General features: G+C 50.7%; 20 protein-coding genes and 2 tRNA genes. 8 read left to right on the top strand and 14 right to left on the bottom strand.

The genetic code is table 11. The annotated features are described in order from the left end of the window. Positions 1-82: 82 nt before the first annotated feature. Both FYJ84_RS05845 and FYJ84_RS05840 read right to left on the bottom strand, forming a co-directional pair. Positions 83-493, bottom strand: a complete 411-nt coding sequence (locus FYJ84_RS05845) for a DUF805 domain-containing protein (protein WP_205764116.1) — start codon at positions 491-493, stop codon at positions 83-85. Between the two features lie 179 nt (positions 494-672). Beyond that, on the bottom strand, positions 673-1,932 hold the full coding sequence (locus tag FYJ84_RS05840) for a diaminopimelate decarboxylase family protein (protein WP_154406655.1): 1,260 nt from the start codon (positions 1,930-1,932) through the stop codon (positions 673-675). Between the two features lie 326 nt (positions 1,933-2,258). Between FYJ84_RS05840 and FYJ84_RS05835 the strand changes: the two genes are divergently transcribed. Both FYJ84_RS05835 and FYJ84_RS05830 read left to right on the top strand, forming a co-directional pair. After that, positions 2,259-3,167 (top strand): PD-(D/E)XK nuclease family transposase, encoded by a 909-nt coding sequence (locus tag FYJ84_RS05835; protein ID WP_205764115.1) that lies wholly within the window; start codon positions 2,259-2,261, stop codon positions 3,165-3,167. A gap of 401 nt (positions 3,168-3,568) precedes the next feature. Then, positions 3,569-3,657 (top strand) — tRNA-Ser (locus FYJ84_RS05830). Between the two features lie 96 nt (positions 3,658-3,753). Here FYJ84_RS05830 and FYJ84_RS05825 read toward each other — a convergent pair. The 4 genes from FYJ84_RS05825 to pdxS all read right to left on the bottom strand — a co-directional run bounded on the left by FYJ84_RS05825 (position 3,754) and on the right by pdxS (position 8,349). Then, a complete protein-coding gene (locus tag FYJ84_RS05825) occupies positions 3,754-4,476 on the bottom strand; it encodes a GNAT family N-acetyltransferase (RefSeq protein ID WP_235901368.1) in 723 nt (240 codons plus the stop codon). Positions 4,477-4,788: 312 nt separating this feature from the next. Beyond that, positions 4,789-6,582: a methyl-accepting chemotaxis protein gene (locus FYJ84_RS05820; protein ID WP_205764114.1), complete on the bottom strand. Its 1,794-nt coding sequence runs from the start codon at positions 6,580-6,582 to the stop codon at positions 4,789-4,791. Positions 6,583-6,822: 240 nt separating this feature from the next. Beyond that, positions 6,823-7,422 carry a pyridoxal 5'-phosphate synthase glutaminase subunit PdxT gene (gene pdxT / locus FYJ84_RS05815; protein WP_154406652.1) on the bottom strand — a complete coding sequence of 200 codons (600 nt, stop codon included), beginning with the start codon at positions 7,420-7,422 and terminating at the stop codon, positions 6,823-6,825. Between the two features lie 39 nt (positions 7,423-7,461). Continuing rightward, complete coding sequence (gene pdxS / locus FYJ84_RS05810) at positions 7,462-8,349, bottom strand: pyridoxal 5'-phosphate synthase lyase subunit PdxS (protein WP_154406651.1); 888 nt, start codon at positions 8,347-8,349, stop codon at positions 7,462-7,464. Positions 8,350-8,641: 292 nt separating this feature from the next. Between pdxS and gltX the strand changes: the two genes are divergently transcribed. The 3 genes from gltX to FYJ84_RS05795 all read left to right on the top strand — a co-directional run bounded on the left by gltX (position 8,642) and on the right by FYJ84_RS05795 (position 11,682). Beyond that, entirely contained in the window at positions 8,642-10,114 is a 1,473-nt protein-coding gene (gene gltX, locus FYJ84_RS05805) for a glutamate--tRNA ligase (RefSeq protein ID WP_154406650.1), read from the top strand. Positions 10,115-10,202: 88 nt separating this feature from the next. After that, positions 10,203-10,277: transfer RNA gene (locus FYJ84_RS05800), tRNA-Glu, on the top strand. A 178-nt stretch (positions 10,278-10,455) separates the two neighbouring features. Continuing rightward, positions 10,456-11,682, top strand: coding sequence for a dicarboxylate/amino acid:cation symporter (locus tag FYJ84_RS05795; protein ID WP_154406649.1), 1,227 nt, complete (start codon positions 10,456-10,458; stop codon positions 11,680-11,682). Between the two features lie 123 nt (positions 11,683-11,805). Here FYJ84_RS05795 and FYJ84_RS05790 read toward each other — a convergent pair whose 3' ends face one another. Further along, complete coding sequence (locus tag FYJ84_RS05790; RefSeq protein WP_235901367.1) at positions 11,806-12,894, bottom strand: mechanosensitive ion channel family protein; 1,089 nt, start codon at positions 12,892-12,894, stop codon at positions 11,806-11,808. A 270-nt stretch (positions 12,895-13,164) separates the two neighbouring features. On the opposite strand from FYJ84_RS05790, the gene panC reads away from it, so the two are divergent. Further along, positions 13,165-14,010, top strand: coding sequence for a pantoate--beta-alanine ligase (gene panC / locus FYJ84_RS05785; RefSeq protein ID WP_154406648.1), 846 nt, complete (start codon positions 13,165-13,167; stop codon positions 14,008-14,010). 105 nt (positions 14,011-14,115) lie between these two features. After that, entirely contained in the window at positions 14,116-14,499 is a 384-nt protein-coding gene (gene panD / locus FYJ84_RS05780; protein WP_154406647.1) for an aspartate 1-decarboxylase, read from the top strand. A gap of 398 nt (positions 14,500-14,897) precedes the next feature. On the opposite strand, the gene FYJ84_RS05775 is transcribed toward panD, so the two are convergent. The 7 genes from FYJ84_RS05775 to FYJ84_RS05745 all read right to left on the bottom strand — a co-directional run bounded on the left by FYJ84_RS05775 (position 14,898) and on the right by FYJ84_RS05745 (position 22,245). Then, the gene (locus FYJ84_RS05775) at positions 14,898-16,127 is read right to left on the bottom strand and encodes an MFS transporter (RefSeq protein ID WP_154406646.1); all 1,230 of its coding nucleotides are present in this window, start codon (positions 16,125-16,127) and stop codon (positions 14,898-14,900) included. A gap of 61 nt (positions 16,128-16,188) precedes the next feature. Continuing rightward, positions 16,189-16,425 (bottom strand): hypothetical protein, encoded by a 237-nt coding sequence (locus tag FYJ84_RS05770; RefSeq protein WP_154406645.1) that lies wholly within the window; start codon positions 16,423-16,425, stop codon positions 16,189-16,191. Between the two features lie 239 nt (positions 16,426-16,664). Next, positions 16,665-17,246, bottom strand: a complete 582-nt coding sequence (gene nrdG, locus FYJ84_RS05765; RefSeq protein WP_154406644.1) for an anaerobic ribonucleoside-triphosphate reductase activating protein — start codon at positions 17,244-17,246, stop codon at positions 16,665-16,667. After that, positions 17,233-17,517, bottom strand: coding sequence for an anaerobic ribonucleoside-triphosphate reductase (gene nrdD, locus FYJ84_RS05760; RefSeq protein ID WP_154406687.1), 285 nt, complete (start codon positions 17,515-17,517; stop codon positions 17,233-17,235). The genes nrdG and nrdD overlap by 14 nt, the downstream gene beginning before the upstream one ends. 49 nt (positions 17,518-17,566) lie before the next feature. After that, positions 17,567-19,852, bottom strand: coding sequence for an anaerobic ribonucleoside triphosphate reductase (locus FYJ84_RS05755; protein ID WP_154406643.1), 2,286 nt, complete (start codon positions 19,850-19,852; stop codon positions 17,567-17,569). A 294-nt stretch (positions 19,853-20,146) separates the two neighbouring features. Beyond that, on the bottom strand, positions 20,147-20,947 hold the full coding sequence (locus tag FYJ84_RS05750; RefSeq protein ID WP_154406642.1) for a C40 family peptidase: 801 nt from the start codon (positions 20,945-20,947) through the stop codon (positions 20,147-20,149). Between the two features lie 311 nt (positions 20,948-21,258). Beyond that, entirely contained in the window at positions 21,259-22,245 is a 987-nt protein-coding gene (locus tag FYJ84_RS05745) for an AraC family transcriptional regulator (protein ID WP_154406641.1), read from the bottom strand. A gap of 192 nt (positions 22,246-22,437) precedes the next feature. Between FYJ84_RS05745 and FYJ84_RS05740 the strand changes: the two genes are divergently transcribed. Next, on the top strand, positions 22,438-22,620 hold the full coding sequence (locus tag FYJ84_RS05740; protein ID WP_154406640.1) for a hypothetical protein: 183 nt from the start codon (positions 22,438-22,440) through the stop codon (positions 22,618-22,620). The last annotated feature ends 778 nt before the right edge of the window (positions 22,621-23,398 follow it).

Raw genomic sequence — 23,398 nt, 5'->3', positions numbered from 1 at the left:
ACAGAAAAAAGCCCCTGTGCAGGGCATATCACCACACACAGGGACTACAAAAAACATCTATCGTTATCTGCCAGTATCGTATTCAGCAAGGGCTGCCGTAAGCATTTTCCTGTTCCTGCCCCTTGAGCACAGCCAATGCCAGGAACAGTACATACCCAGAGCAATTAACAATCTCCAGTACCAGGTTGCTGCTGATTTCCAGGCTGATAACGCCGGACACCACAGGCAATATTGGCAAAAGCAGCCACTTGCCACCCTTGCCCAAATCATGCAGGCGGCGCACATCGAAGCTGAAGGTAACCAGCTCGGCAATTGCAAAAATCAGTATCATCAGCTGCTGATTGAGCGTATTACTAAAAACTTCCTCACCATACATGGCTACAGCAGCCCCCTCTACTGCCAAAAAGGCAAAAAAGGTCACCACAGCTGCCAGCAGGCAATTCCTGATATACCTTCCCCTGCCCATACGTCCCTCAAACATGCTCTTCAACATAAAAATCATCCTTTCCCGTTTACATCCTCACAAATATTTTAATCTCTTAGCGGAATTCCTTCTTGCAATCCTTATACGCGGCATAGGGAAAAGCATTACATAATTTTTAAAAAAATTGTGGCAGAAAAATACCGCTGTGCCTTGATTATCTCAAAAACACAGCGGCAGCAAATTTATTTTTACATTATAGCTCCGTCGAAGCCTGTCAACGTAGCAAAGTAATCCTCGTTAGTCTCGGCACGGCGGATAAGCTCCACACTGCCATCCTCATGCAGCAAAAGCTCCGCGCTTCTCAGCTTGCCATTATAGTTGAACCCCATAGCATGGCCGTGGGCACCGGCATCATGGATGATAATGCGGTCACCGATATCAATCTTCGGCAGCTTGCGGTCAATGGCAAACTTGTCATTGTTCTCGCACAAGGAGCCGGTCACATCATAAATGTGGTCGCACAGGGCATTTTCCTTGCCGGAGATAGTGATGTGATGATATGCGCCATAGAGGGCAGGGCGCATGAGATTTGCCATGCAGGAATCAAGGCCGATATAGTCCTTGTAGGTCTTTTTCTCATGCAGGACAGTAGACACCAGCCATCCGGCAGGACCGGTCATGGCACGGCCGCTTTCCATCTTGATGGCGATATTGGTCAGCCCCGCAGTACCCAGGATTTCATTGTATGCCTGCTGGATGCCCTTGCCTACAGCCTCCAGGTCAACAGGCTCCTCCTCCGGACGATACGGAATGCCTACGCCGCCCCCCAGATTGACAAACTCCAGCTCAATGCCCAGCTTGTTCTTGATTTCCACAGCCAGATTGAACATGAGCTTTGCCGTGTAAATAAAGCCCTCGGTGCGGCGCTCGTTGGAAATAACCATGGTGTGCAGGCCAAAACGCTTAACGCCCTTTGCCTGCGCCAGCTTGTACGCCTCAAAAATCTGGTCATAGGTAACGCCGTACTTCGCCTCAGTAGGCTTGCCAATAATATCGTTGCCCTCAATCAGATTACCAGGATTGTAGCGGAAAGACATGCACTGTGGCATACCGGCATGCTTGTCCAGATACTCAATATGGGAAATATCATCCAGGTTGATGATAGCCCCCAGCTCAATAGCCTTCTGGAACTCGTCCGCAGGAGTATCGTTAGAGGTCAGCATGATATCCTCCCCTACTACGCCTGCCGCCTTGGATAAAAGCAGCTCAGGCAATGAGCTGCAATCACTCCCGGCACCTTCCTCTGCCAGCACCTGAATCAGCCGCGGATTCGGGGCTGCCTTCACGGCAAAATGCTCCTGAAACTTCGGAGCCCAGCTGAATGCCGCCTGCAACTTGCGGATATTGTTCCTGATAGCCTTTTCGTCATAAATATGAAAAGGTGTCGGGTACTTGGCAATCACTGCCTCCAGCTGTTCCTTGGATAAAGGAAAAGTCTTTTCACTCATAATACTCAGCCTCCATTATGATTTTTTAGTTATAGAAAACCGTCCAATAATGTAAAAATTGTTATATTTATACCGTGACCATATTATAGAATAATAGAGAATTAATGTCAATTAGAAAATGGCTTTTCCCCTTACTTTTGCGAAAAAATTAAATTATCCTCAAGAAAAAACTCTTGATTTGCAAACATTTATATGTTAGAATGTATGTAATGAAAATTTGCTCTCATTAATAACTTCCATAGTTATTCATCCAATTCCCACATTTGTCAAATTCCCATAGTAGAAAAATAGATACATTTCATGTTATAATGAAGGCGGTGAAAGGATTGAAAACGGTAAATAATAACGCTAATTCACCATTACTCCCCAAAGATGATGCACACTGGCAGCGGCTGATAGCCAGAGTTCAGGCCATGACGCTGATGGATGACATTTTCTTCAACTGCTTCATGGAAGACGATACCGCTGCCATGCAGTATGTCCTGAACATCATCATGGAACGGCATGACCTGAAGGTCATCAGCGTAAAAACTCAGTATGCTGTTCCCAACCTTTATGGGCGCGGTGTCCGCTTCGATGTATTGGCCATCGACCAGTACGGCAACGAATACAACTTTGAGGTGCAGAATGTCAGCAGCGGAGCTGCTCCCAAAAGAGCCAGGTACAACATTGATATGCTGGATCTGCGGCATCTGAAAGCAGGCGATGACTTCGATGACCTGCCAGAGACATATGTGATCTTCATTACCGCAAAGGATGTGCTGGGATACGGCCTCCCCATCTACCACATTGACAGGCATATCAATGAGCTGGGCGTAAAGTTTGACGACATGGCTCACATCATCTATGTCAATGGCGAAAACAAATCCGACACACCCCTGGGCAGGCTCATGCAGGATTTTCAGAATGCCGACCCGGCAAAAATGCACTCCAGGCTTTTAGCGGACAAAATGAAACATCTAAAATCTCTTGACGAGGAGGTATGCAAAATGTGCAATATCGTAGAAGAATATGTTGCCGAGAGAATGGCAGAGGCAAAGGCGGAGCTTGCCAAAGCTGAAGCCGCCAGAGCTGAATCTGAAGCTGCCAGAGTTAAAGCCGAAGAAAAAGCGGCAACCAGCAAACTGGATTCTATAAAGAATCTTATGAAGAACACTCATTGGTCAGCCGAAAAAGCCATGGAAGCCATCGGCATCCCAAAATCAGATTATACTCAGTACCTTGCCCTGCTCTAACTCAATAAGTCCGTCAATAAGCTGCAGATTCCTGCGGCTTATTTTAAATTTCGCCTCGTATTTTCCCAATTTTACCTCACCATGAAAATCATTAATTGAATTAAGAATGTGCTTGCTAGCATCTGGCGAATTTTGGTATTGGCAAGCTTGTCACTTGAAAGTGCATGATAGTAACTGTTAAGCTTTTTATTACATCTGTAAGATAATATTATATTGTCTCAATATTGCATATCATTTAGCTATTTGCCCGAAATTATATCCCCTCCCAAATAAGCATAATGCCACACTATACGAGTATAACTAATTACCAGGCAAAGCCCACAGAAAATACTTTCATTTTTCTGCGTTTTAGTATATAATAATTTAGCTGGCATTATTGTGCCAGTATAAACACATAATGCGGAGAGGTGTCCGAGTGGTCGAAGGTGCCTGACTCGAAATCAGGTGTGGCTAATAACCACCGGGGGTTCGAATCCCCCTCTCTCCGCCATTGAAGACACAAGGCTCACGGCTTTTTCGCCGTGAGCCTTTTTGAATTACACCTATTCCCTTGCAGGATTTGCAAGGCCATTTACAAACTATCCTCTCAGCCGAAAATCTGCCCCGGCAGCTTCAGCTTCTCTTTTGGCGGAAACTGCCTGTCAAACTCCTCAGCCTCTGCCTCATCCACAAAATACCCCTTCGGGGTGGCGTATTCGCCGGCAATCCCCTCCAGATAGCCCGGAATCAGCTCACGGCACAGGAAAAACGAGGCATCCGCCCCATCTGGCAGACCATGATAGCGGATGCCGTACTCTGACGCCTCCACACAGCCGCTCTTGCCGTAAAAGTCAATATTTCCCTCAAAGCAAAGGGCACCGGCCCCCAAAGCTTTTGCCTGCTGAAAACCGTAATCCAGCAGGATTTTCCCATAGCCCTGCCGCTTGTATTCAGGCGCAATGCAGATAGGCCCCATGGTCATGATGGGAATGCTCCTGCCATCATCAGCCTTGATTTCCGCCCTCATGAAAATAACCTGACCGATCAGCCCGCCTTCAAGTTCCATAACAAAGTTCAGCTCCGGCACAAACGCCTCATCCTGCCTCAGCTGGTTCAGCACATAATGCTCAAGACAGCCGGGACGATACACGTTCCAAAAGGACTCCCGCACCAGGCTTTCCACCTGCCGCTGCTCATCCTGCCGCTCATGACGGATAATTACCCTGTTATTGCCATTAACAAATTTCCCGATGCTCATCCGTTCACTATTGCTATGGCCACCATTACTTCCATTAATACGGTCATTATTATGGATAAAATTCTTGCTCATTGTTTTTCCTCCTGACGATTTTCGCAAATTAAGCACACTAACACAAAGAAGCCTCTGGCTGCTCATCAGCCACCAAAAGGCTCCCTGCCAAAAATCCATCGGAAGGCCTTATACAAATACCAAGTGCAAATTACTTCAATTGTAGTCCGACCTTCCGGTCAGGCTGCAATCTCCAAGGTGTTGTTCTTCAAACAGCATACTCCTTAAAAACACAAAGAATAAAATAAAAAAGCTGGCGCAGACAAGCTGCACCAGCCCCACATACACTATATCGTTGTTTTGCTGCCGTAACTTTACACCGGCCAGGCAAAATTACACCCTGAATTTGTGGATGCCCTCGGCCAGCTCCTCCGCCATACGGGAAAGCTGCTGGCAGGCGGCCGCCATTTCTTCCTCAGAAGCAGACTGCTCCTCAGTGGCTGCCGAAACGCTCTGGGAATCATCAGAAATCTTGCTGCTCATGTCGCGCACCTTTTCCACCGCTTCAAATACTTTCCGCGTATGGTCTGTGGCTTCCTGAACCATGTCTGCAATCTCGTTGGACTTCTCCGCAGCCTGTGCCACAGCCCCGTCCACATGGTCAAAGGCAGCTCCTGCATCCTCTGCCATTTTCAGGGCATCATCCGTCATTGCCTTGCCCTTCACCATGCTGTTTACAGCCGACTGGGTATCCTGCTGAATTTCGCCGATAAGAGCCGCAATACGGCTGGCAGCATCCTGGGACTGCTCCGCCAGCTTCCTGATTTCCTCTGCCACTACGGCAAAGCCGCGGCCTACCTCCCCGGCCCTTGCTGCCTCAATAGCAGCATTCAGCGCCAAAAGGTTTGTCTGGCCCGCAATGCCGGTAATAGTATCCGTAATCTCCCCGATGGTATGGGAACGCTCCCCCAGCTGGTTGACCACCCGTGCCGAATCTGCCACCGCCTGCTGCAGCGCCTTCATGCCGCCCAGGGCCTGGCTGATTACCTGGCTGCCATCATGGGAAGCCTGCCGTGCCATCTCTGTCTGCTCCACGCTCTTTTTGACATCCTCGTCAACATCCTGCATGCCAGCAGACAGCCTTTCCAGGGCTGCCACCGCGGAATTAACGGCCTCCAGCTGACCTGCTGCCGCCTCAGCCACACCTGTAATCGCCCCGGCCGACTGGGTGCTTGCCTGAGCCGACTGCTCCGAGATATTTGTCAGCTGCCCTGCATGGCCTGCCACCTGGTCAGCCGATGCCTGCACATGCTTAACCAGCTCGTGCATGGAGCTTTGCACCGTTTTCAGTGCCCTTGCCATAGCTCCCAGCTCGTCGCTGCGGCTCCCGTCCAGATGCTGCAAATCTGACTTGAAATCCCCGGCTGCAAACTGCTCCAGCGCAGCTGTAGCACTGCCGATAGGCTTGGCAAAACCGGCAGCCAGATTCATGCCCCAGAGGATAATCAACGCCTCCAAAACAATCAGCAGCACCACGGATACCGCAATCTGATGCCACAGCGCCTCATCAGCCTTTGCCTCATGCTCCGCCACGGCAGCATCAATATAATCAGTCCAGGTACCTGTGCAGATAATCCACCCATAAGGCTTAAACTCCATGGAATAGCCCCGCTTCGGCAAATCCTCCGTTTCTCCCGGCTTCGGGAAATAAAAATTGGAGTAGCCCCCCTCCGGGCTGCTGGTTGCTGCCTTGAAAATCTCCTGCATATAGGAGCCCCCATGGCTGTCCTTGTCATCAATGCGCCGCTTGCCCTCTACCTTCGCCCCGAGGGTGGCATGAGCTACGCAGACCCCTGTTGCCTTGTCATCAGCAAAAAAGTATCCCTTGCCGTTATCATAGCGGTTCGCCTTGATAGTGGCAATGGCAAGCTTCTTTGCCTGCTCCTCGGTCAGGGCACCTGCCTTCTGCTCCTCATAAATACCGTTCAGGGAGGACACCAGCCCCTCTGTCTGCAGCTTGATTTCCCTGTCAAAGGCGTCCTCCATCATAGTCCGATAGCTGGCGGATGCCTCCTCATTCTGCTCAATAATCGAAAAGATAAAATAGCCACCTACTGATACGGTCGCCACCGCACTTAGCAGGACAAACAGCATTACTAGCCGCTGCCTGACTGAATCAAATCGCAATTTAATCATCTCCCTATAAATATTCTGACAATTACGATTAAAGTATAGCACTATCAGTTTTAAAATTCAATACTCAAGCTAGATGTTTTATTACTTTAAATTAATTTAGATCTTTTGGGTAAAAAATAAGACTCTGCAATAAACGCAAAGTCCCATTTTTATAATACATATTTCCTGTTTTATTGCACTGCTGAAAGAAGTACAGCCCTAACACCATAGCAATGCCGAAGCAAGCACAACTCAGGCACTATGGCGCTGCTGGCTGCCATGAAGGTATGCCTCCACCATCTCCGTAAAGAGGCTGTGCACCTGCCGGTCAGCATCCAGCTCCGGATGGAAGGCCAGGGCCAGCTGATTGCCATAGCGGACTGCCACGATGCGGCCATCCACCTGTGCCAGCATTTCGACGCCATCCTCCACGGACACCACATAAGGTGCCCGGATAAAGGTCATAGGCACCTGCCCTACCGTCTCCAGCTCCCCATAGGCGTGGAAGCTGCCCAGCTGCCGCCCATAAGCATTGCGCTTTACGGTCATCGGGATAGTGGCAAAATGACGGGTATCGTCATCGGCAATATGGTCAGCCAGCAGAATCATCCCGGCACAGGTAGCCAGAACCGGCATCCCGGCCTCAATGCGCTCCTTCAATGGCTCAAACATGCCGCTTTCCCTAAGGAGCTTGCCCTGCACGGTGCTTTCGCCACCCGGCAGCACCAGGGCATCAAAATCCTGCTGCAAATCCTCGGCATTGCGGAGCTCAATGCACTCTGCCCCCAGCTCCGACAAAACCTTCTCATGCTCTATAAAGGCTCCCTGCAAAGCCAAAACAGCTATTTTCATAAAACAGCACCTTCTTATTTATCGTCTTAATTTACCTTCTTATTTGCCGCGCTCTGCCATCAGCAGGCTGATTTCATCCTCATTGATGCCCACCATTGCTTCGCCCAGATCCTCGGAAAGACGGGCAATCAGGTCAGCATTCCTGTAGTTGGTAACGGACTGGACGATAGCTGCCGCACGCTTCTCAGGGTTGCCGGACTTGAAGATACCGGAACCTACGAAGACGCCCTCCGCACCCAGCTGCATCATCAGGGCAGCATCAGCAGGAGTTGCCACGCCACCGGCAGCAAAGTTCACTACAGGCAGGCGACGGTTCTCATGCACATACTGCACCAGGTCATAAGGCACCCGGAGCTCCTTGGCAGCCTCGAAAAGCTCATCCTTCTGCAAAGAAGCCACCCGGGCAATCTCTGCATTAATCTTGCGCATGTGCTGCACAGCCTGAATAATATCGCCGGTACCCGGCTCGCCCTTGGTGCGGATCATGGAAGCACCCTCGCTGATGCGGCGCAGTGCCTCGCCCAAATCCTTGGCACCGCAGACAAAAGGCACCTTGAACTGATGCTTGTCAATATGATAAACATTATCAGCCGGAGAGAGAACCTCGCTCTCGTCAATATAGTCAATCTCAATAGCTTCCAGAACCTGCGCCTCTACAAAGTGGCCGATACGGCACTTGGCCATGACAGGAATGGAAACAGCCTCCTGGATGCCCTTGATCATCTTCGGGTCGCTCATGCGGGATACGCCGCCTGCGGCGCGGATATCAGCCGGAATCCTCTCCAGCGCCATGACAGCGCAGGCACCTGCCGCCTCGGCAACCCTTGCCTGCTCAGGAGTGGTAACGTCCATGATGACGCCGCCCTTCAGCATCTGTGCCAGCTGCTTGTTCAGCTCATATCTATTCTCTGTTTTCTGCTCGCTCATAATTAAATCCTCACCTTCATCATTCTGCATACCGCTATATTGACAACTTTCTGTATATAACGTTTACATATAGTCTTTCTATGTTTGTCCGTCAGCCTTGAACGATTGTAATTATATACGCATTTGGCTATAACTAAAATAGCCAATAAAGATATTTTTACTATAGCCAGATTTATAGTCAGATGCAGTATTGCCAATTGCTTATATTCCTTGACACAAATTGCAATTTTGTTTACACTTTGAGAAGGAAAAATTATTTGCATATCATATATTATAAAGGAGAGCTTTCAACATGAGTGACCGTATCCGTACCCGATTTGCCCCTAGCCCGACAGGCTACATGCACATCGGCAACCTGCGTACCGCGCTGTACGCTTATCTTTTTGCCAAGGCAAATGACGGAGATTTTCTGCTGCGCATCGAGGACACCGACCAGAAGCGTTTCGTAGCTGATGCCGTGGATTTCATTAACCGCACCCTTGCCGCTGCCCATATCGTGCCTAACGAGGGACCTGACATCGGCGGTGACTGCGGCCCATACATTCAGAGCCAGCGGCTGGACATCTACAAGAAGTATGCCGAGGAGCTGATTGCCCGGGGACATGCCTACCGCTGCTTCTGCGGTGATTCCAGCGAGGAACAGCACGAGGCCCAGGAGGCAGGGGATGCCAAGGCGTTCGGCGGCTACAACAGGGCATGCCGCGACCTGCCTCAGGAGACCATCGACCAGTACCTGGCAGAGGGCAGGCCTTATGTCATCCGCCAGAAGATGCCGCTGACCGGCGAGACCGCCTTCAACGATGCCGTCCACGGCCATATCAGCTTCCAGAACGAAACCCTGGAGGACCAGGTTATCCTGAAGCAGGACGGCATGCCTACCTACAACTTCGCCAACGTCATTGATGACCACCTCATGAGCATTACCCATGTCATCCGGGGCACCGAGTTCATCACCTCCACCCCGAAGCATGTGCTTTTATACCAGTTCCTGGGCTGGGAGCCGCCTGCCTTCATCCACCTGCCGCCTGTAATGGGCAAGAACGAGGACGGCTCCGTTTCCAAGCTTTCCAAGCGCCACGGCGCCACTGGCTTCAGCCAGCTGGTGGACATGGGCTACCTGCCGGAGGCCATTACCAACTACGTAGCCCTGCTGGGCTGGAGCCCGAAGTCCGAGCAGGAAATCTTCACCATGGACGAGCTGATTGAAAAGTTCAATCTGGACGGCCTCAGCAAATCCCCTGCGGTATTTGACTACAACAAGCTGGACTGGGTAAACGGTGAATACTTCAAGGCCATGAGCGATGCTGACTTTGCTGCCGGTGCCAAGGCCTTTGCCGGAGAGCTGCCTGAGAAAATCGGCGAGGAAAAGTGGCTCTACCTGGCCGCCCTGCTTCGCACCCGCGTCAGCCGCTACAACCAGGTAGGCGAGCAGATCGGCTTCTTCAGCCAGCTGCCTGACTACACTACTGACCTCTTTGCCAACAAGCGCAACAAGGTCACCCCGGAGAAAGCAGCGGAAATCCTGCCGACAGTCATCTCCATCCTGGAAAAAGTGCAGGAGTGGACGCCAGAGGGCATTGATGCCATGCTGCAGCCGGGCGTTGCCGAGTCAGGCATCAAGATGGGCACCTTTATGTGGCCGGCACGCATCGCCCTGTCCGGACAGAAGGTCACCCCTGGCGGCGTAACGGAAATCCTGTACATCCTGGGCAGGGAGGAATCCTTCAGGCGCCTGCAGGCCGGACTTGCCAAAGTGCAGGGCTGACAGAATAAGCCATCTCACAAAAAATTAACTTTTTTCAAAAAAGCTATTGACATAAATTCAAATATAGTGTAATATAGTTATTGTCATTGGCGCGTTGGTCAAGTGGTTAAGACTCCGCCCTCTCACGGCGGCTTCAAGGGTTCGAATCCCTTACGCGTCACCAATTGATAGCTCGAGGCTGGAACATGGTTCCAGCCTTTTTTGTGCTTTTCTTTATGCCCATTTCCCTAGTAGTTTTCTATGTATACATCAGTCATTCATTGACAACATATATGTTTAGTATTAAAATGGAGTATGAAATATTTTATCCATTTAGCTATTTTTATGAATGAGGTGTATGTATGTCAACTAGCGGTTTATCCAAAAAAGGCAGTGCCGGCCTAACCTTTGCCATCTTCCTTGGCCTGCTGCTGGGCATTGTCTTCGGGCTGCTGGTGCCGGGACGGTTTGAGTTCCTGCTGCCGGCAGTAGATTTAGTCAGCTCCCTGTATATGAACGCCCTCAGGATGATGATTTATCCTTTGGTCTTCTGCTCCCTGATTACGGGCATTCAGGGCATTGGCAGCATTTCTGCCACAGGCAGGGTTGGCTTCCAGTCCCTGCTGTATTTTTGCACCACCACCCTGCTGGCCAGCCTCCTGGGACTTTTCCTGCCTATGATGCTGGGGGTTGGCCAGGGCATTTCCATTACCATGGCTGAAACAGAAGTGCAGGCAATGAAATTCACCAGCCTGCTGGATACGGTCAAAAACCTTATCCCGGCCAACCCTATTGCCAGCTTTGCCGAGGGCAACATGCTGCAAATCCTGGTCTTCGCAGTTGCCGTGGGCATCGCCTGCCTCTCCCTCAAGGAGCAGGCCCAGCCCTTCGTCCGGCTCTGTGAGGCCGTCAACGCCATCTGCCTGAAGGTGGTGGGGGTGGTAATCTACTTTACCCCTATCGGCGTCTTCTGCACTATTGCCAACGTGGTGGTGGCAAACGGCACCGATACCATTATTTCCCTTGCCGGTGTCATGATTGCCCTGTACACCACCCTGCTGCTCTACATCCTTATCGTATATGGCGGCATTGTACGGCTGGTGGGCAAGATGGGGCTGCGGGAGTTTTTCGGAGCTGTCATGCCGGCAGCACTCAACGCCTTCGGCACCTGCTCCAGCTCCGCCACCCTGCCTATCGCCAAGAGCTGCGCGGACAAGATGGGAGTACCCAACGAGATTTCCTCCCTGTCCCTGCCTCTGGGGGCCACCATCAATATGGATGCGGTATCCATCGTCATGTCCTTTATGATTGTGTTCTTTGCCAACGCCTGCGGCGTGGATGTGAACCTGGGGCTGATGGTGGTAGTGATGCTCAGCAACACCCTGCTGTCCATCGGTACCCCGGGCGTGCCGGGCGCCGCCATCGCCAGCTTTGCGGCACTGTCCGCCATTGCCGGCCTGCCAGCCGGTATCCTGGCGGTATATATCAGCGTCAACACCATGATTGACATGGGCGCCACCTGCTGCAACGTGCTGGGTGACCTGGCATGCAGCGTTGCCATGAAGAAAACCCTGCACCTGGAGAGCTGATGAGCTCATCATAAGCAAAAATCATACCCCGGCAGCAAAAGGCGCCAGCTGCCTTTTGCTGCTGACAGAAAAATATCGTATGATGCACCGAAACGCACCATACGATATTTTTTGTGGGAAAATTTATTGCTGTTTTTCTACCCGGTGGTTGTAGACAGTCCTAATCGGGAACGGAATCTCTATCCCTTCCTGACGATAACGCCTGGTCAGGGCCTTGATAAACTCATGCTTCAGCCTGAACTGGTCGGCAAACTGGCTGCAGTGCAGCACTACATTGAAGTCTATGCTGCTGTCATTGAAGGTGTGGAAGTACACTGCCGGTTTCTTGGTCACGGTGGCATCAACCTCCTTCGTCACCTGCTCCGCCACCTCCACAGTGACCTTTTCCACAAAGTCCAAGTCACTGTCATAGGCAACACCACAGGGAACCTTGATGGTCATGTCAGGCTCCGGCATGCAATAGTTGGTAATAATCGCGCTGGAAATCTTCTGGTTCGGCACCACGATGGCATTGCCGGAAGTGGCAATAATGGTCGTAAACCGCCATGTTATATCCGCTACACGGCCTTCTTCCCCGGTACTGAGCCGCACATAATCATCAATGCTCAGCTGCTTGGACATCAGGAGATAAATACCAGCACAGATATTGGCAAGGGTTTCCTGCAAGCCCAGGGCGATGGCCATACCGCCGATACCCATGGCTGTCAGGAGGGGGGCTACCGAAATCCCCATAGCGCTGAGGATCAGCAGTATGCCCAGTGCATAGATAACTACATTGACGATATTAGGCAGCAGACTGGTCTGTGGAATGTTCTCATTCCGCTGGGCATAAAACTCAATAAAACCAGTTGCCGCCCTGGCCAGCACCTGAAACAGGGTAAAGCTCAGCCATGCTGACAATATATAGGAAAACAAATCCACTGCCGCCCACTTGAGGCTGGTGGAATTAATCAGCCAGTACAGGGTGGAGCCCACAATCCATGCCCGGGGCAGCCCACGTGCCGCCTTCAGCAGGATATACTTGAGTGAAATCTCCTCCCTGTCGGCAAAATGCTTTGCCAGCCTGTTCTCCACCAGGCTGTTAATAAACTGCCCGATGCACAGGGCAGTCAGCAGGATGCAGAAGGGCAGCAGCAGCATATCCATCAGCTCCTCCGGCGTGATGTTTTTCATCATGTTAAGAAATTCGTAAATGTTAAAGGACTCGCCCATATTTCATACCTCCTCTATGAAGACTGCTATATTATACACTATTTTTTTCAGTTTTGTATTGTATTTTTTGAAAAGTTATGATATGCTATCGCGTGGCAGTTAATATCCTTTATATTTTGCGGGCGGCATCCCCAGCGAGCTGCACCGGACGGCATAACTGTCATATTGTGATACCTGTGCGTCTTTGGGGAACCCGAAGACGTTTTTGTTTTTCTAGGTTGCGTTGCTATTTTATTTTTCTGTTTTGTTGTGTGCAAGGAGACGATAAAGATGAAAATTTTGCGTACTGTTGCCGAAATTACCGAATTTGCCAAGGCTGCCCAGCAGGCAGGCAAGGTGATCGGGCTGGTGCCTACCATGGGCGCACTGCACGAGGGACATCTCACCCTGATGCGTACTGCCAGGGAAAAGTGTGATGTAGTCATCGCCTCTGTTTTCGTAAATCCTGTCCAGTTCGGCCCTAACGAGGATTATGATGCATATCCCCGCCGCTTTGAGGAGGACTGCCAGAAGCTGGAGTCCGTGGGCGTAGACGCAGTTTTCCATCCTGAGCCAAAGGAAATGTACCCTGATGGCTACGGCACCTATGTAAATGTGGAGTCTGCCTTCACCGGCAAGCTGTGCGGCGGCCAGCGTCCTGGGCATTTCCGGGGTGTAGCCACCGTCGTAACCAAGCTCATGAACCTGAGCCGTGCCCAGGAAGCTTTCTTCGGCCAGAAGGATGCCCAGCAGGTGCTGGTTATCCGCCGCTTTGTCAAGGATTTGAATATCCAGGTCAACATCAACATGGTGCCGATTGTCCGGGAGGAATCCGGCCTGGCCAGAAGCTCCCGCAACGCCTACCTCTCCCCGGAGGAAAAGACTGCTGCCCTGGTGCTTTCCCGCAGCCTGAAAAAGGCAGAGGCGGCTTATGAAGCTGGCGAGAAATCCGTGGAGGCACTGAAAAAGGTTGTCCGTGAGGAAATTGCCACTGAGCCTATGGCTGTCATTGACTATGTGGAACTGTACAGCTTTGATGAGCTGAAGGAAATCGAAACCGTCAACGGAGAAAGCCTCCTTGCCATTGCTGTCAAGATTGGCAAAACCCGTCTGATTGATAATATCATACTGGGCTGAAAAATACCCAAAAGACTTTTGAAAAGTTAATGAGTTAAATGTTATCGAGTTGGAACTATTGAGTTGGAAATTATTGAATTGTTGTAAGTGAGAAAGGAACAGAAAATGATACTGAATCTGCTGAAATCAAAAATCCACTGCGCCACTGTTACCGAAGCCAATCTGAAATACATGGGCAGCATCACCATCGACGAGGCTCTCATGGAGGCCGCCCACATCCTGCCAAATGAGCGGGTGCAGGTGGTGAACAACAATAACGGTGCCCGCCTGGAAACCTACGTCATCCCTGGCCCGCGCAACTCCGGCGTCATCTGCCTCAACGGCTCCGCTGCCCGCATGGTACAGCCTGAGGATATCGTCATCATCATGGCATACGCTTTCTTCGATGAAAAGGAAGCTGCTGCTTACAAGCCGACTGTAGTCATGGTTGATGAAAAAAATGCCGTCAAGGAAATACGCTCCATTGAGTACCACGGACAGACGGAGTAAATTTCAGTTTGTCGTAGTGCTTAATCGTTACTTCGTGCTATACTGACATAATTTGTTAGTTTGTTAGTTTGTTAGTTTGTGCACTCTGTTCAGACATTAAAAATGGACAGGTAGCGGCAGTACCCATAGAAAACTCGCTCTCGCTCTTAGCACAGCCTCGCGCTTCTAAGCTCCTGCGTCGCTTGCGCTCGCACTCGCTAAGAAGCGAGGCTGCACTCAAGGTTTTCTTTGGATACATGCCGCACCTGTCCTTTCTTGTGTCTGAACAGATATGCACGTAGTTATCAACTATACTCTGCTGTACGCTACCAAGATAATCAATCCGGCTTTACGAGCAAGCCTGAAAAAGGGAGGCGGAGAGGCTGACGAGACATGTTACTGACAGCCTCTGTATAAAATCATGCTTTTTTCGGCTGTGGCAGCATGAAGGATGCCGCAGCACAAAGCACAGCCGCCACCACTATCAGCACCATGACTGATTCCAGCCCGAAAATATCCGCATACCGTCCCAGGAACGGAGCCGTAACGCCGCCTACGCTAAAGGACAGCCCCAGAGTAACCCCGGAGGCAAAGCCAATATTCTTCGCCAGATAAGTCTGCCCCAGCACCACAAAAGGCGAATATGTGCTGTACAGAGCAAGGCTCATCGGCAGCAGCATAGCATATACCCAGTAAATGCTGCCCCCGAAGAAGCAGATAACCAGCAGAGGCACAAGCAGGCTGGTTCCCCAGCGCAGCACGGCAATATACCCCCAGCGGTCAGCAAAATAACCGCCTATCAGGGTGGTCAGGATGCCGGACAAGGATAGTATGGAAAGAGTTGCCGTTCCCACCGGCTGGGAAGCCCCCAAAATCTGAATACAATACAAAGGCAGAAAGCTGCTGAGGCTGGTAAACACCATGGCACGGAAAGTAATCAAAGCTGTCAGCTTGCCAAAAGCTCCCCAGTCATTAGTTCCGTTGCTGCTATATTTGCCCGACTGATTTTTGCCATCGTCATCCTTTCCGGAGCTATCAGCATCACCAGTTACTGTATCTGCCATGGCTGCCTGTGCCGCCATGGCAATTTTCCTGTCAGCAGATGCCTTAATCATCGGCACCAGGAAAAAGGCTGCCGCCCCCATGACTACACCGATAATGCCAAAAAACGCCAGCCCCTCCATGCCGAAGATAGTAATCAGGAAGACAGCCAAAAGAGGCCCCAGGCCAAAGCCCCCATTACCGCCTACAGAAAAAATGCTCATTGCCGAGCCCTTCTGCCGCCCGGCAATATGGTTCACCATACTGGCAGCCTCAGGATGAAATATAGAGGAACCAATCCCCATCATGGTTATAGCAGCGAAAATACACCAATAATCCTGCACAAAGCCCGTCACCGCCAGGCTGACACCCGTCAGAAACACTCCCAGCGCCATAAACCACAGCTTGCTGGTCTTATCCGCAAAATACCCGAACAATGGCTGAATTACCGAAGACAAAAAAGAGCCTGCAAACATCAGCCCCGCCATAGATGTATAATCCATGCCATAATTCAGCACAAAAAACGGCAGCACTGCCGGCATAGCACCACTGCTGATATCATTGCAGAGATGTATCGCTGCAATAAAATACAAATGCTTTTTCTGCATAACATCACCTTTCCCAAGAAATATAAGTTTACTGATCATTGCAACAAACTCATGTGGGTTATTATACCACTTTTAGCAAAAAATTATAACCGTAAATTGCAAGTTGAAATTGAACATTTTTCAATTCAGGCAAAAGATACTTTACCTCGTTAATAGTGCTTTCGTCCATGTTTTCATAAACAACTTCAACAACAGGCAGCTGCACAGCGGCAGCCTCTACCTGAGGAGCCTGTGCTCCTGTGAGCAATACTCCCAGCCCCAGCAAAACAGCTGCAGTCAAACTTTTTTTACTCTTCATTTTCTCCATCCTTTCTCTGCAAAAAGAGCATTCCACGACCATTATACCATGAGTGTCCCCCCCGCAAGACAAACAGGCTTTATAAATAAACACAAAAAAGACCATGTCCGACAATCTTGTCTTCACACGGTCTTTTAATGGAAATTCTTATAAAAATCAAATAATTATCACTGCCAGCTTACAATACCCAAAAACACCATACAGCACACAGCATCATCCTATTGCACATATCATGCACATTATTCCTCCAGCTGATAAAGCACCACGCTGCCGCACTTCAGGGACGCCGGCACATCAATCAGCCGCTGGTTGCTGCTGCCCCGGAAGCTCAGTGTTAAATCCCGCTGCGCCTCCACATAAGGCCCATCCACCAGCACATCCACCTGCTGCAAAAGGTGCCGCACCGCCTGCTGGCGGCAGCTGGTCAGCTGCTCATAGGTGTAGCCGCTGTAGCACCAGATATTCAGCCCGTTCTCATGGAGCTGCGCCGCCAGGCCTGACAGCACCGCCGCCTGGCAGAAGGGCTCACCTCCGCTGAAGGTCACCCCTTCCAGCAACGGGTTTGCCAGTACAGCCCGGAGGATTTTGTCAGGCTCCACCTCCCGGCCCCCCTGAAAATCATGTGTCTGAGGGTTGTGGCAGCCGGGACATTCATGAGGGCAGCCCTGGGTAAAAATCGAATAGCGGTATCCCTCCCCATCAACGATGGAGTCATTCACCGTCCCGGCAATCCGCAGCCTGCCTCCTGGCACGCTTAGCTGCCTGATGGAGCCAGGCTCCCCGGCCGCCCCGTTTTCCTTAATCGGCTTAGTTGAGTCCATGCTTTACGCGATCATGCTCCTCTGCCCGCTTGGCATTATTCCAGCGGTCAATAGTGCCTACCAGATAGCCGGTGATGCGGCGGATGCGCTCGAACCTGGCTGGCTGCAGCACATAATCCAGATTAACCTCGCCATTTTCGGCAGGGGAAATCGTCAGCTGGGACAGCTCATCCTGATTTTCATCCTGCAGCATATCAATATAAGCCACAACTTCCTGCTCAGACATATCGTTAATACCGCTGATAGTTACATTAATGCCATTCACAACCATGCTAAACATTCCTTTCATCATAAAAATCACCCGCAGGCAATCTATTTTCTTATTCATCTCCCAGGCTGCAGCGGACAGGCTGCTTAATCCTGATACGGGGCACTACCTTGCGCATCCTGTGTGCCGCCTCGGTACGGCCGCAGCGAGGGCATACTGTATCAATAATGCCATTGTAGCCGCAGACAGGATCCCTGTCCACCGGATGATTCACGGAGCCATAGCCGATGCCGTTATCGTGCATGCAACGGATCACTGCTTCAAATGCCCTAATATTCTTGGACGGGTCTCCATCCAGCTCCACATAGCTGATGTGGCCTGCATTGGTCATGGCGTGATACGGTCCTTCCAGCTTGACCTTTTCTGCTGCCGAAATGCCGTAGCCCACCGGCACATGGAAGCTGTTGGTATAATAATCCTTGTCCGTAACCCCCGGAATCTCGCCATATACCTTTTTGTCAATGCGGACAAAACGGCCGCTGAGCCCCTCGGCAGGGGTTGCCAGCAGGGTAAAGTTCAGGCCGGTCTGCTCCGACTTCTCATCCATGCGCTTTCTCATGTAGCTGACAATCTCCAGCCCCAGCTTCTGTGCCTCGGCAGACTGGCCATGATGCTTGCCGGTGAGGGCAGTCAGGCACTCAGCCAGGCCGATAAAGCCCATGGACAAAGTACCATGCTTCAGCACCTCTGCCACGCTGTCATCAGGGCCGATGTTGTCAGAATCAATCCACACGCCCTGTCCCATGAGGAACGGATAATTGCGCCCCTTCTTGCTGCACTGTATCTTGAAGCGGTGCAGCAGCTGGCGGAATACCAGCTCAATCAGCTCATCCAGCTCCTGATAGAACTTCTGGACGTCATGGCCTGCCTTGATAGCCAGGCGCGGCAGGTTGATGCTGGTAAAGCTCAGGTTGCCCCTGCCACAGGTAACAGCTTTCTCAGGGTCGTGCACGTTGCCCATAACCCGGGTACGGCAGCCCATATATGCCACCTCGGAGTTATAATCCCCAGGCTTGTAATACTCCAGGTTAAACGGTGCATCCAAAAAGCTGAAATTCGGGAACAGCCTCTTGGCGGAGGTCTTCATGGCCTGCTGGAACAAATCGTAGTTCGGATCCCCTGGATTGTAGTTGACACCTTCCTTGACCTTGAAAATCTGTACAGGGAAAATCGGCGTCTCACCATTGCCGAGGCCTGCCTCGGTAGCCTTCAGCAAGTTGCGCATCACCATCCGCGCCTCCGGGGAGGTATCCGTGCCGTAGTTTATGGAACTGAATGGCACCTGGGCACCGGCACGGGAATTCATGGTGTTCAAGTTGTGAATCAGTGCCTCCATGGCCTGGAAGGTAGCCCTGTCCGTAGCATCCAGTGCCGACTCCACCGCAAACTTGTGGGCACGCTCCGTCTGATTCGGGGAAATCCACTCAAAGTTGTGGCTTGCCTGATGATGAGGCAGGAAATCCACCAGCCTCTGACGGTACTCGTCAAGGTTGGACATAGTAAGCTCCAAAGGAATGCTGCGGCGGACCTCCCTTGCCAGCAGGCGGGAATCCTCCATCTTCATCATGAACACAGCACGCATGAAGGAAGCCAGATACTCAAAATACTGCTTGCGGAAGGTCTTTGCCACTCCCGGAGCCATGGAATAATCAAAATTCGGCACCGCCTGGCCGCCGTGCATCTCGTTCTGATTGGCCTGAATGGCAATGCACGCCAAAGCCGCATAAGAGCGGATATCATTTGGCTCCCGGAGGAAGCCATGTCCAGTAGAAAAACCGCCCTTGAACAGCTTCAGGAGGTTAATCTGGCAGCAGGTCTCCGTCAGCATGTAAAAATCCTTGTCGTGGATGTGGATATCGCCGTCAGCATGGGCTGCTGCAATATCCTTCGGCAAAATATAGTTGTCAATATAATACTTGGAACCCTCGGAGCCATATTTCAGCATGGTGCCCATGGCAGTATCCGCATCAATATTGGCATTCTCACGCTTGATGTCCGCATCGGCAGCCTTCTTGAAGGTCAGCTCATCATAGATGTCCATCAGATCCCCCTGAGCCTGGCGCATCTTGGTGTGCTCCGCCCGGTAAAGAATGAACGCCTTGGCAGTGCTGGCGTAATTATGCTTAATCAGCACCTGCTCCACAGTATCCTGGATAAACTCCACTGCCGGAATCTCCTGGCTGCTGATGGCAGCTACCACATCATCCGTAAGCATATTCAGAATCGGCCCATCAAAGGTTTCGTCGATGGACTCCAGATTTGCCTTGTGAATGGCGTCTTCTATCTTTTTTCTGACAAATGGGACAATATCTCCATTGCGTTTTCGTATATTTTGCATACTCCGACTCTCTCCGTTTAATTAATATATCTTGTTTACAACCTAGATTTTACAATATATAGTGTCCTATGTCAAATTCGAGCACAACATATAGTAATTGCTATCCACAGCATATTCACAGGCTTTATGCATATCTACACATATTTATACCGCTATATACACAATAAAACAGCTAGGGCTGCAATAATCCCTAGCTGCTGACAGCTAAATTTACCAAACAAGCTGCATAAGCCTGCACCAATATAAATTTTTGTGGATAAGTGAGTTTTCTATCCACAAGAGCTGTGGATAATCTCACTTCACTATGTGCTTGCCGCCATAGTATTTTGCCTTCCAGTAGTCATCATTCAGCTTGTCCACACGGACCCCCTTGCTGGATGAGGCGTGGATAAACTCACCGTTGCCCAGATAAATGCCGCAGTGGGAAGCTCCCGGCTCGTAGGTGCTGAAAAATACCAGGTCACCTGCCTCCAGCCTGCTGGCTGGCACGCTGCGCCCCAGCTTGAACTGCAAATCCGCCGTCCGGGGCAGATTCATGCCGTGCCTGGCAAAAACGTACTGCAAATAGCCGGAGCAGTCAAAGGCCTTGGGGGTATCACCGCCAAACTTGTAGGGAACCCCAATGTATTTTTTTGCCGTCCTGATGACATTGGGCACGTTGTCCCGGAGCAAAAAAGGCTGGCTCTCAGGCACATTCACGGCAGAGCCCTTCATATCCTGCCAGCTGTCCCCATCATCTGCGCGACCTGACCCGGCAGTTTCCCTTTCCAGTCCGCCATTCAGCTCAAAATTCCGCCTTGCCACCTGCAGGGCGTTGTAGGTTTTTTTATCCACAACCCCCGTAATCTTGATCTTGTTGGAACGCTGAAAAGCCATCACCGCCCGGTAGGTGCTGTTGCCGAAGACACCGTCCAGCTCCGGGATGCTGTACCCCAGCGCCTTGAGGCATTTCTGCACCTGCAGCACCTCCGGCCCCCTGGAATTTTTTTGCAGATTTGTAAATGCCAGTGCCGTATTCACAGTCAGCAGAAGCCCTGCGCACCCCAGCACAGCTGCTGAAACAATCCTCTTTCGCCAAACACGCCATTCCCTCATAAAGCCCTCCGCCAGTTACATAACTTTTTCTGCCTAATATATGCAGGTATATTATATACGATTTTCAGGGAAAAATCATTAAAATTATCCCTGTGCATATCCTGCAGCCTGTTGCGTCCTGCCTGTGCATATACGTTGCTGTATTTCCCATTGCCTGCCATGTATCTGTGCATAACTTCCTGGATTATGCACAGACACTAACAGGTTATCCACAATTTTATCCACATTTTGAACAAAATGTGGATAAACTCTCTCTGTTCTCTTGACAAATTTCCCTTCATATAGTCTGTTCTGAGAAACCGACAGGACTCTCATGCATTCCGCTGGCGGAACACCCGGGGAGTGCAGCCCCGGTATTTCCGGAAGGACTTGATGAAATGGCTGGGATTGGGGAAGCCGCAGCTGATGCCCACATCCAGCACGGAGTCAGCTGTTCCCAGCAAAAGCTCCTCCGCCACCTGCATCCGGTACTGATGCAAATACTCCATGGGTGACATGTGCAGTATATCCCTGAAGCACCGCTGTGCCTCCCGGCTGCTGACACCGGCACTTTCCGCCAGCTGCCCCAGGGAAATATCCTCGCTGAAATGCCAGTGCAGAAAATCCAGCATTTCCTGCAGCCTTTCCATCCGGGGTGTCAGATGCTTCGATGCCAGCGCCAGGGGCTGATAATCCAGCAAGAGCTGCAAAAGCGCCTTGCTGACATTGTACCTGACATCGTATTCATAGCCTGCCTCCCCCCGGCGCGCCGCCTCAAATGCCGCCCTTATCCTGCCGATAATCCCCTCGTCCTTCTGCCTTGTGCCGTACAGAAACTGGCAGGGATAGCTGGCATCCGACACCAGCGGCTGAATATATTTCTGATGATAGATAGTGCCTGCCCCGCCGGTAACGAAATCCGGGTTAAAAATCAGGTAGCATACATGGCAGGGCTCATCCCCCACCACCTGGTAACGGTGCAGCACTTTGCTGTTGAAAAACAGTCCGTCCCCTTCCTTCAGGACAGTCTGCTGTCCGCTGCACTCCACCTGCACGCTGCCTGCCGCCAGATACATCAGCTCCAAATCCTTGTGCCAGTGCCAGGGGCACCCCTCGATGCTGCCCCTCTGCCAGTCAGTAACATACACGCTGCAGGGAAAAAGCGGTGTCTCATGCCGCTGCTCCTTTTCCTTGTCAGCAGCTATCCGCATAGCCGTCATCTGCTGAATCATGCCAGCCGCCTCCTTCAAGCAGAAAATACATACACACTTGGCATTCCTGCCATCCTCATCAAAAGCATCCTGTGGCCTTGTATACAAAATTCACAATTTCTTGATTTTTGTCGCTTTTAGAACATTTCCTGTCGTTTGTGCATTAGATATTTTCCATTTTTTACAGTATACTTAAATCATCAAAAGAAAGCAAGGCATCAGCTGGAAAACCTCCCAAGTATTCAAGGAGATTTACAGTTGAGCTATACAATTCCAAGTGATGGAAAGGAGGCTATTATCATGAAAACCATGTTAAACCCTGCTGTGGCAGCTGCTGGTGTTACCGGCTCCGAGGCATTCAGCCTGAATGTGCTCCCTAAGCTGGAAGCCTTCAGCACTGATTTTTCCTTTGGCATCATGGGCATGCGCGTAGGCGTATTTGCTGCTATGGTTGCCATGTGTGCTGTAATTAGCATCTTGTAATTTTGTTATCCCCTTTAACGCTTGTCGTTACTTAAACATCCTATAATCCCTTAAAATAACAGCTCCGCATCCACACCGCGGAGTTGTTATTTTTTATTTCAGTTTTTCGTAGTGCTTGATCGTTACTTCGTGCATATACTGATGACGTAGTTTGATATTTCGTGGACTCTGTTCAGAATAAAAATTGGCTGGGGCGGCAGGTGATTACAATAATGGTTGAAAATTTTGTGGCACGGGCTCCCGGGACGGACATACTTTTTCTCCATTCGCCACAAACGGTCCGCTTCGTACCTCAGCCTCCGTCTCCAACTAACGCCTATTTTGCTTGCTGCGCAAGCAAAATTACGGCTGGCCAAAACACCATCTATCATAGTTACGCAGACAAGCGGAGCCGCTTTTCCTGCGGAAAAGATGGTGGCTCATATCCGAAAAAGCAATCCGCTCCCTCGCGCCCTCTACATAATTCAGCCATAATGCCCTGCCGCCCCATCTTTCTTTGTCTGAACAGATACAACAAAATGATAAAAAGCCAATTGTTATATGTTACCATAGTGCTACATACAGCTTTACGAATAAGCCTGAAATAGGGGGGCTGGGAGCTGACGAGACCTGCTACTGCCAACAGCTATGCAAGGCAACCTGCTCTTATAAACAGGCTTGTTTACATGTCACTATATTCTTATGCTAAGGTTAGCAGTTTATCCCATGCAACTTATACAGTTGGGCTGAAGAATTGTTTACTTGCACTATACGTTATGCAACGGTTGGCAATTGCAAG

The sequence above is a fragment of the Anaerovibrio slackiae genome, assembly GCF_009695585.1.
Classification (GTDB): Bacteria; Bacillota; Negativicutes; order Selenomonadales; family Selenomonadaceae; genus Anaerovibrio; species Anaerovibrio slackiae.
This window is presented reverse-complemented; position numbering and strand designations above follow the sequence as displayed.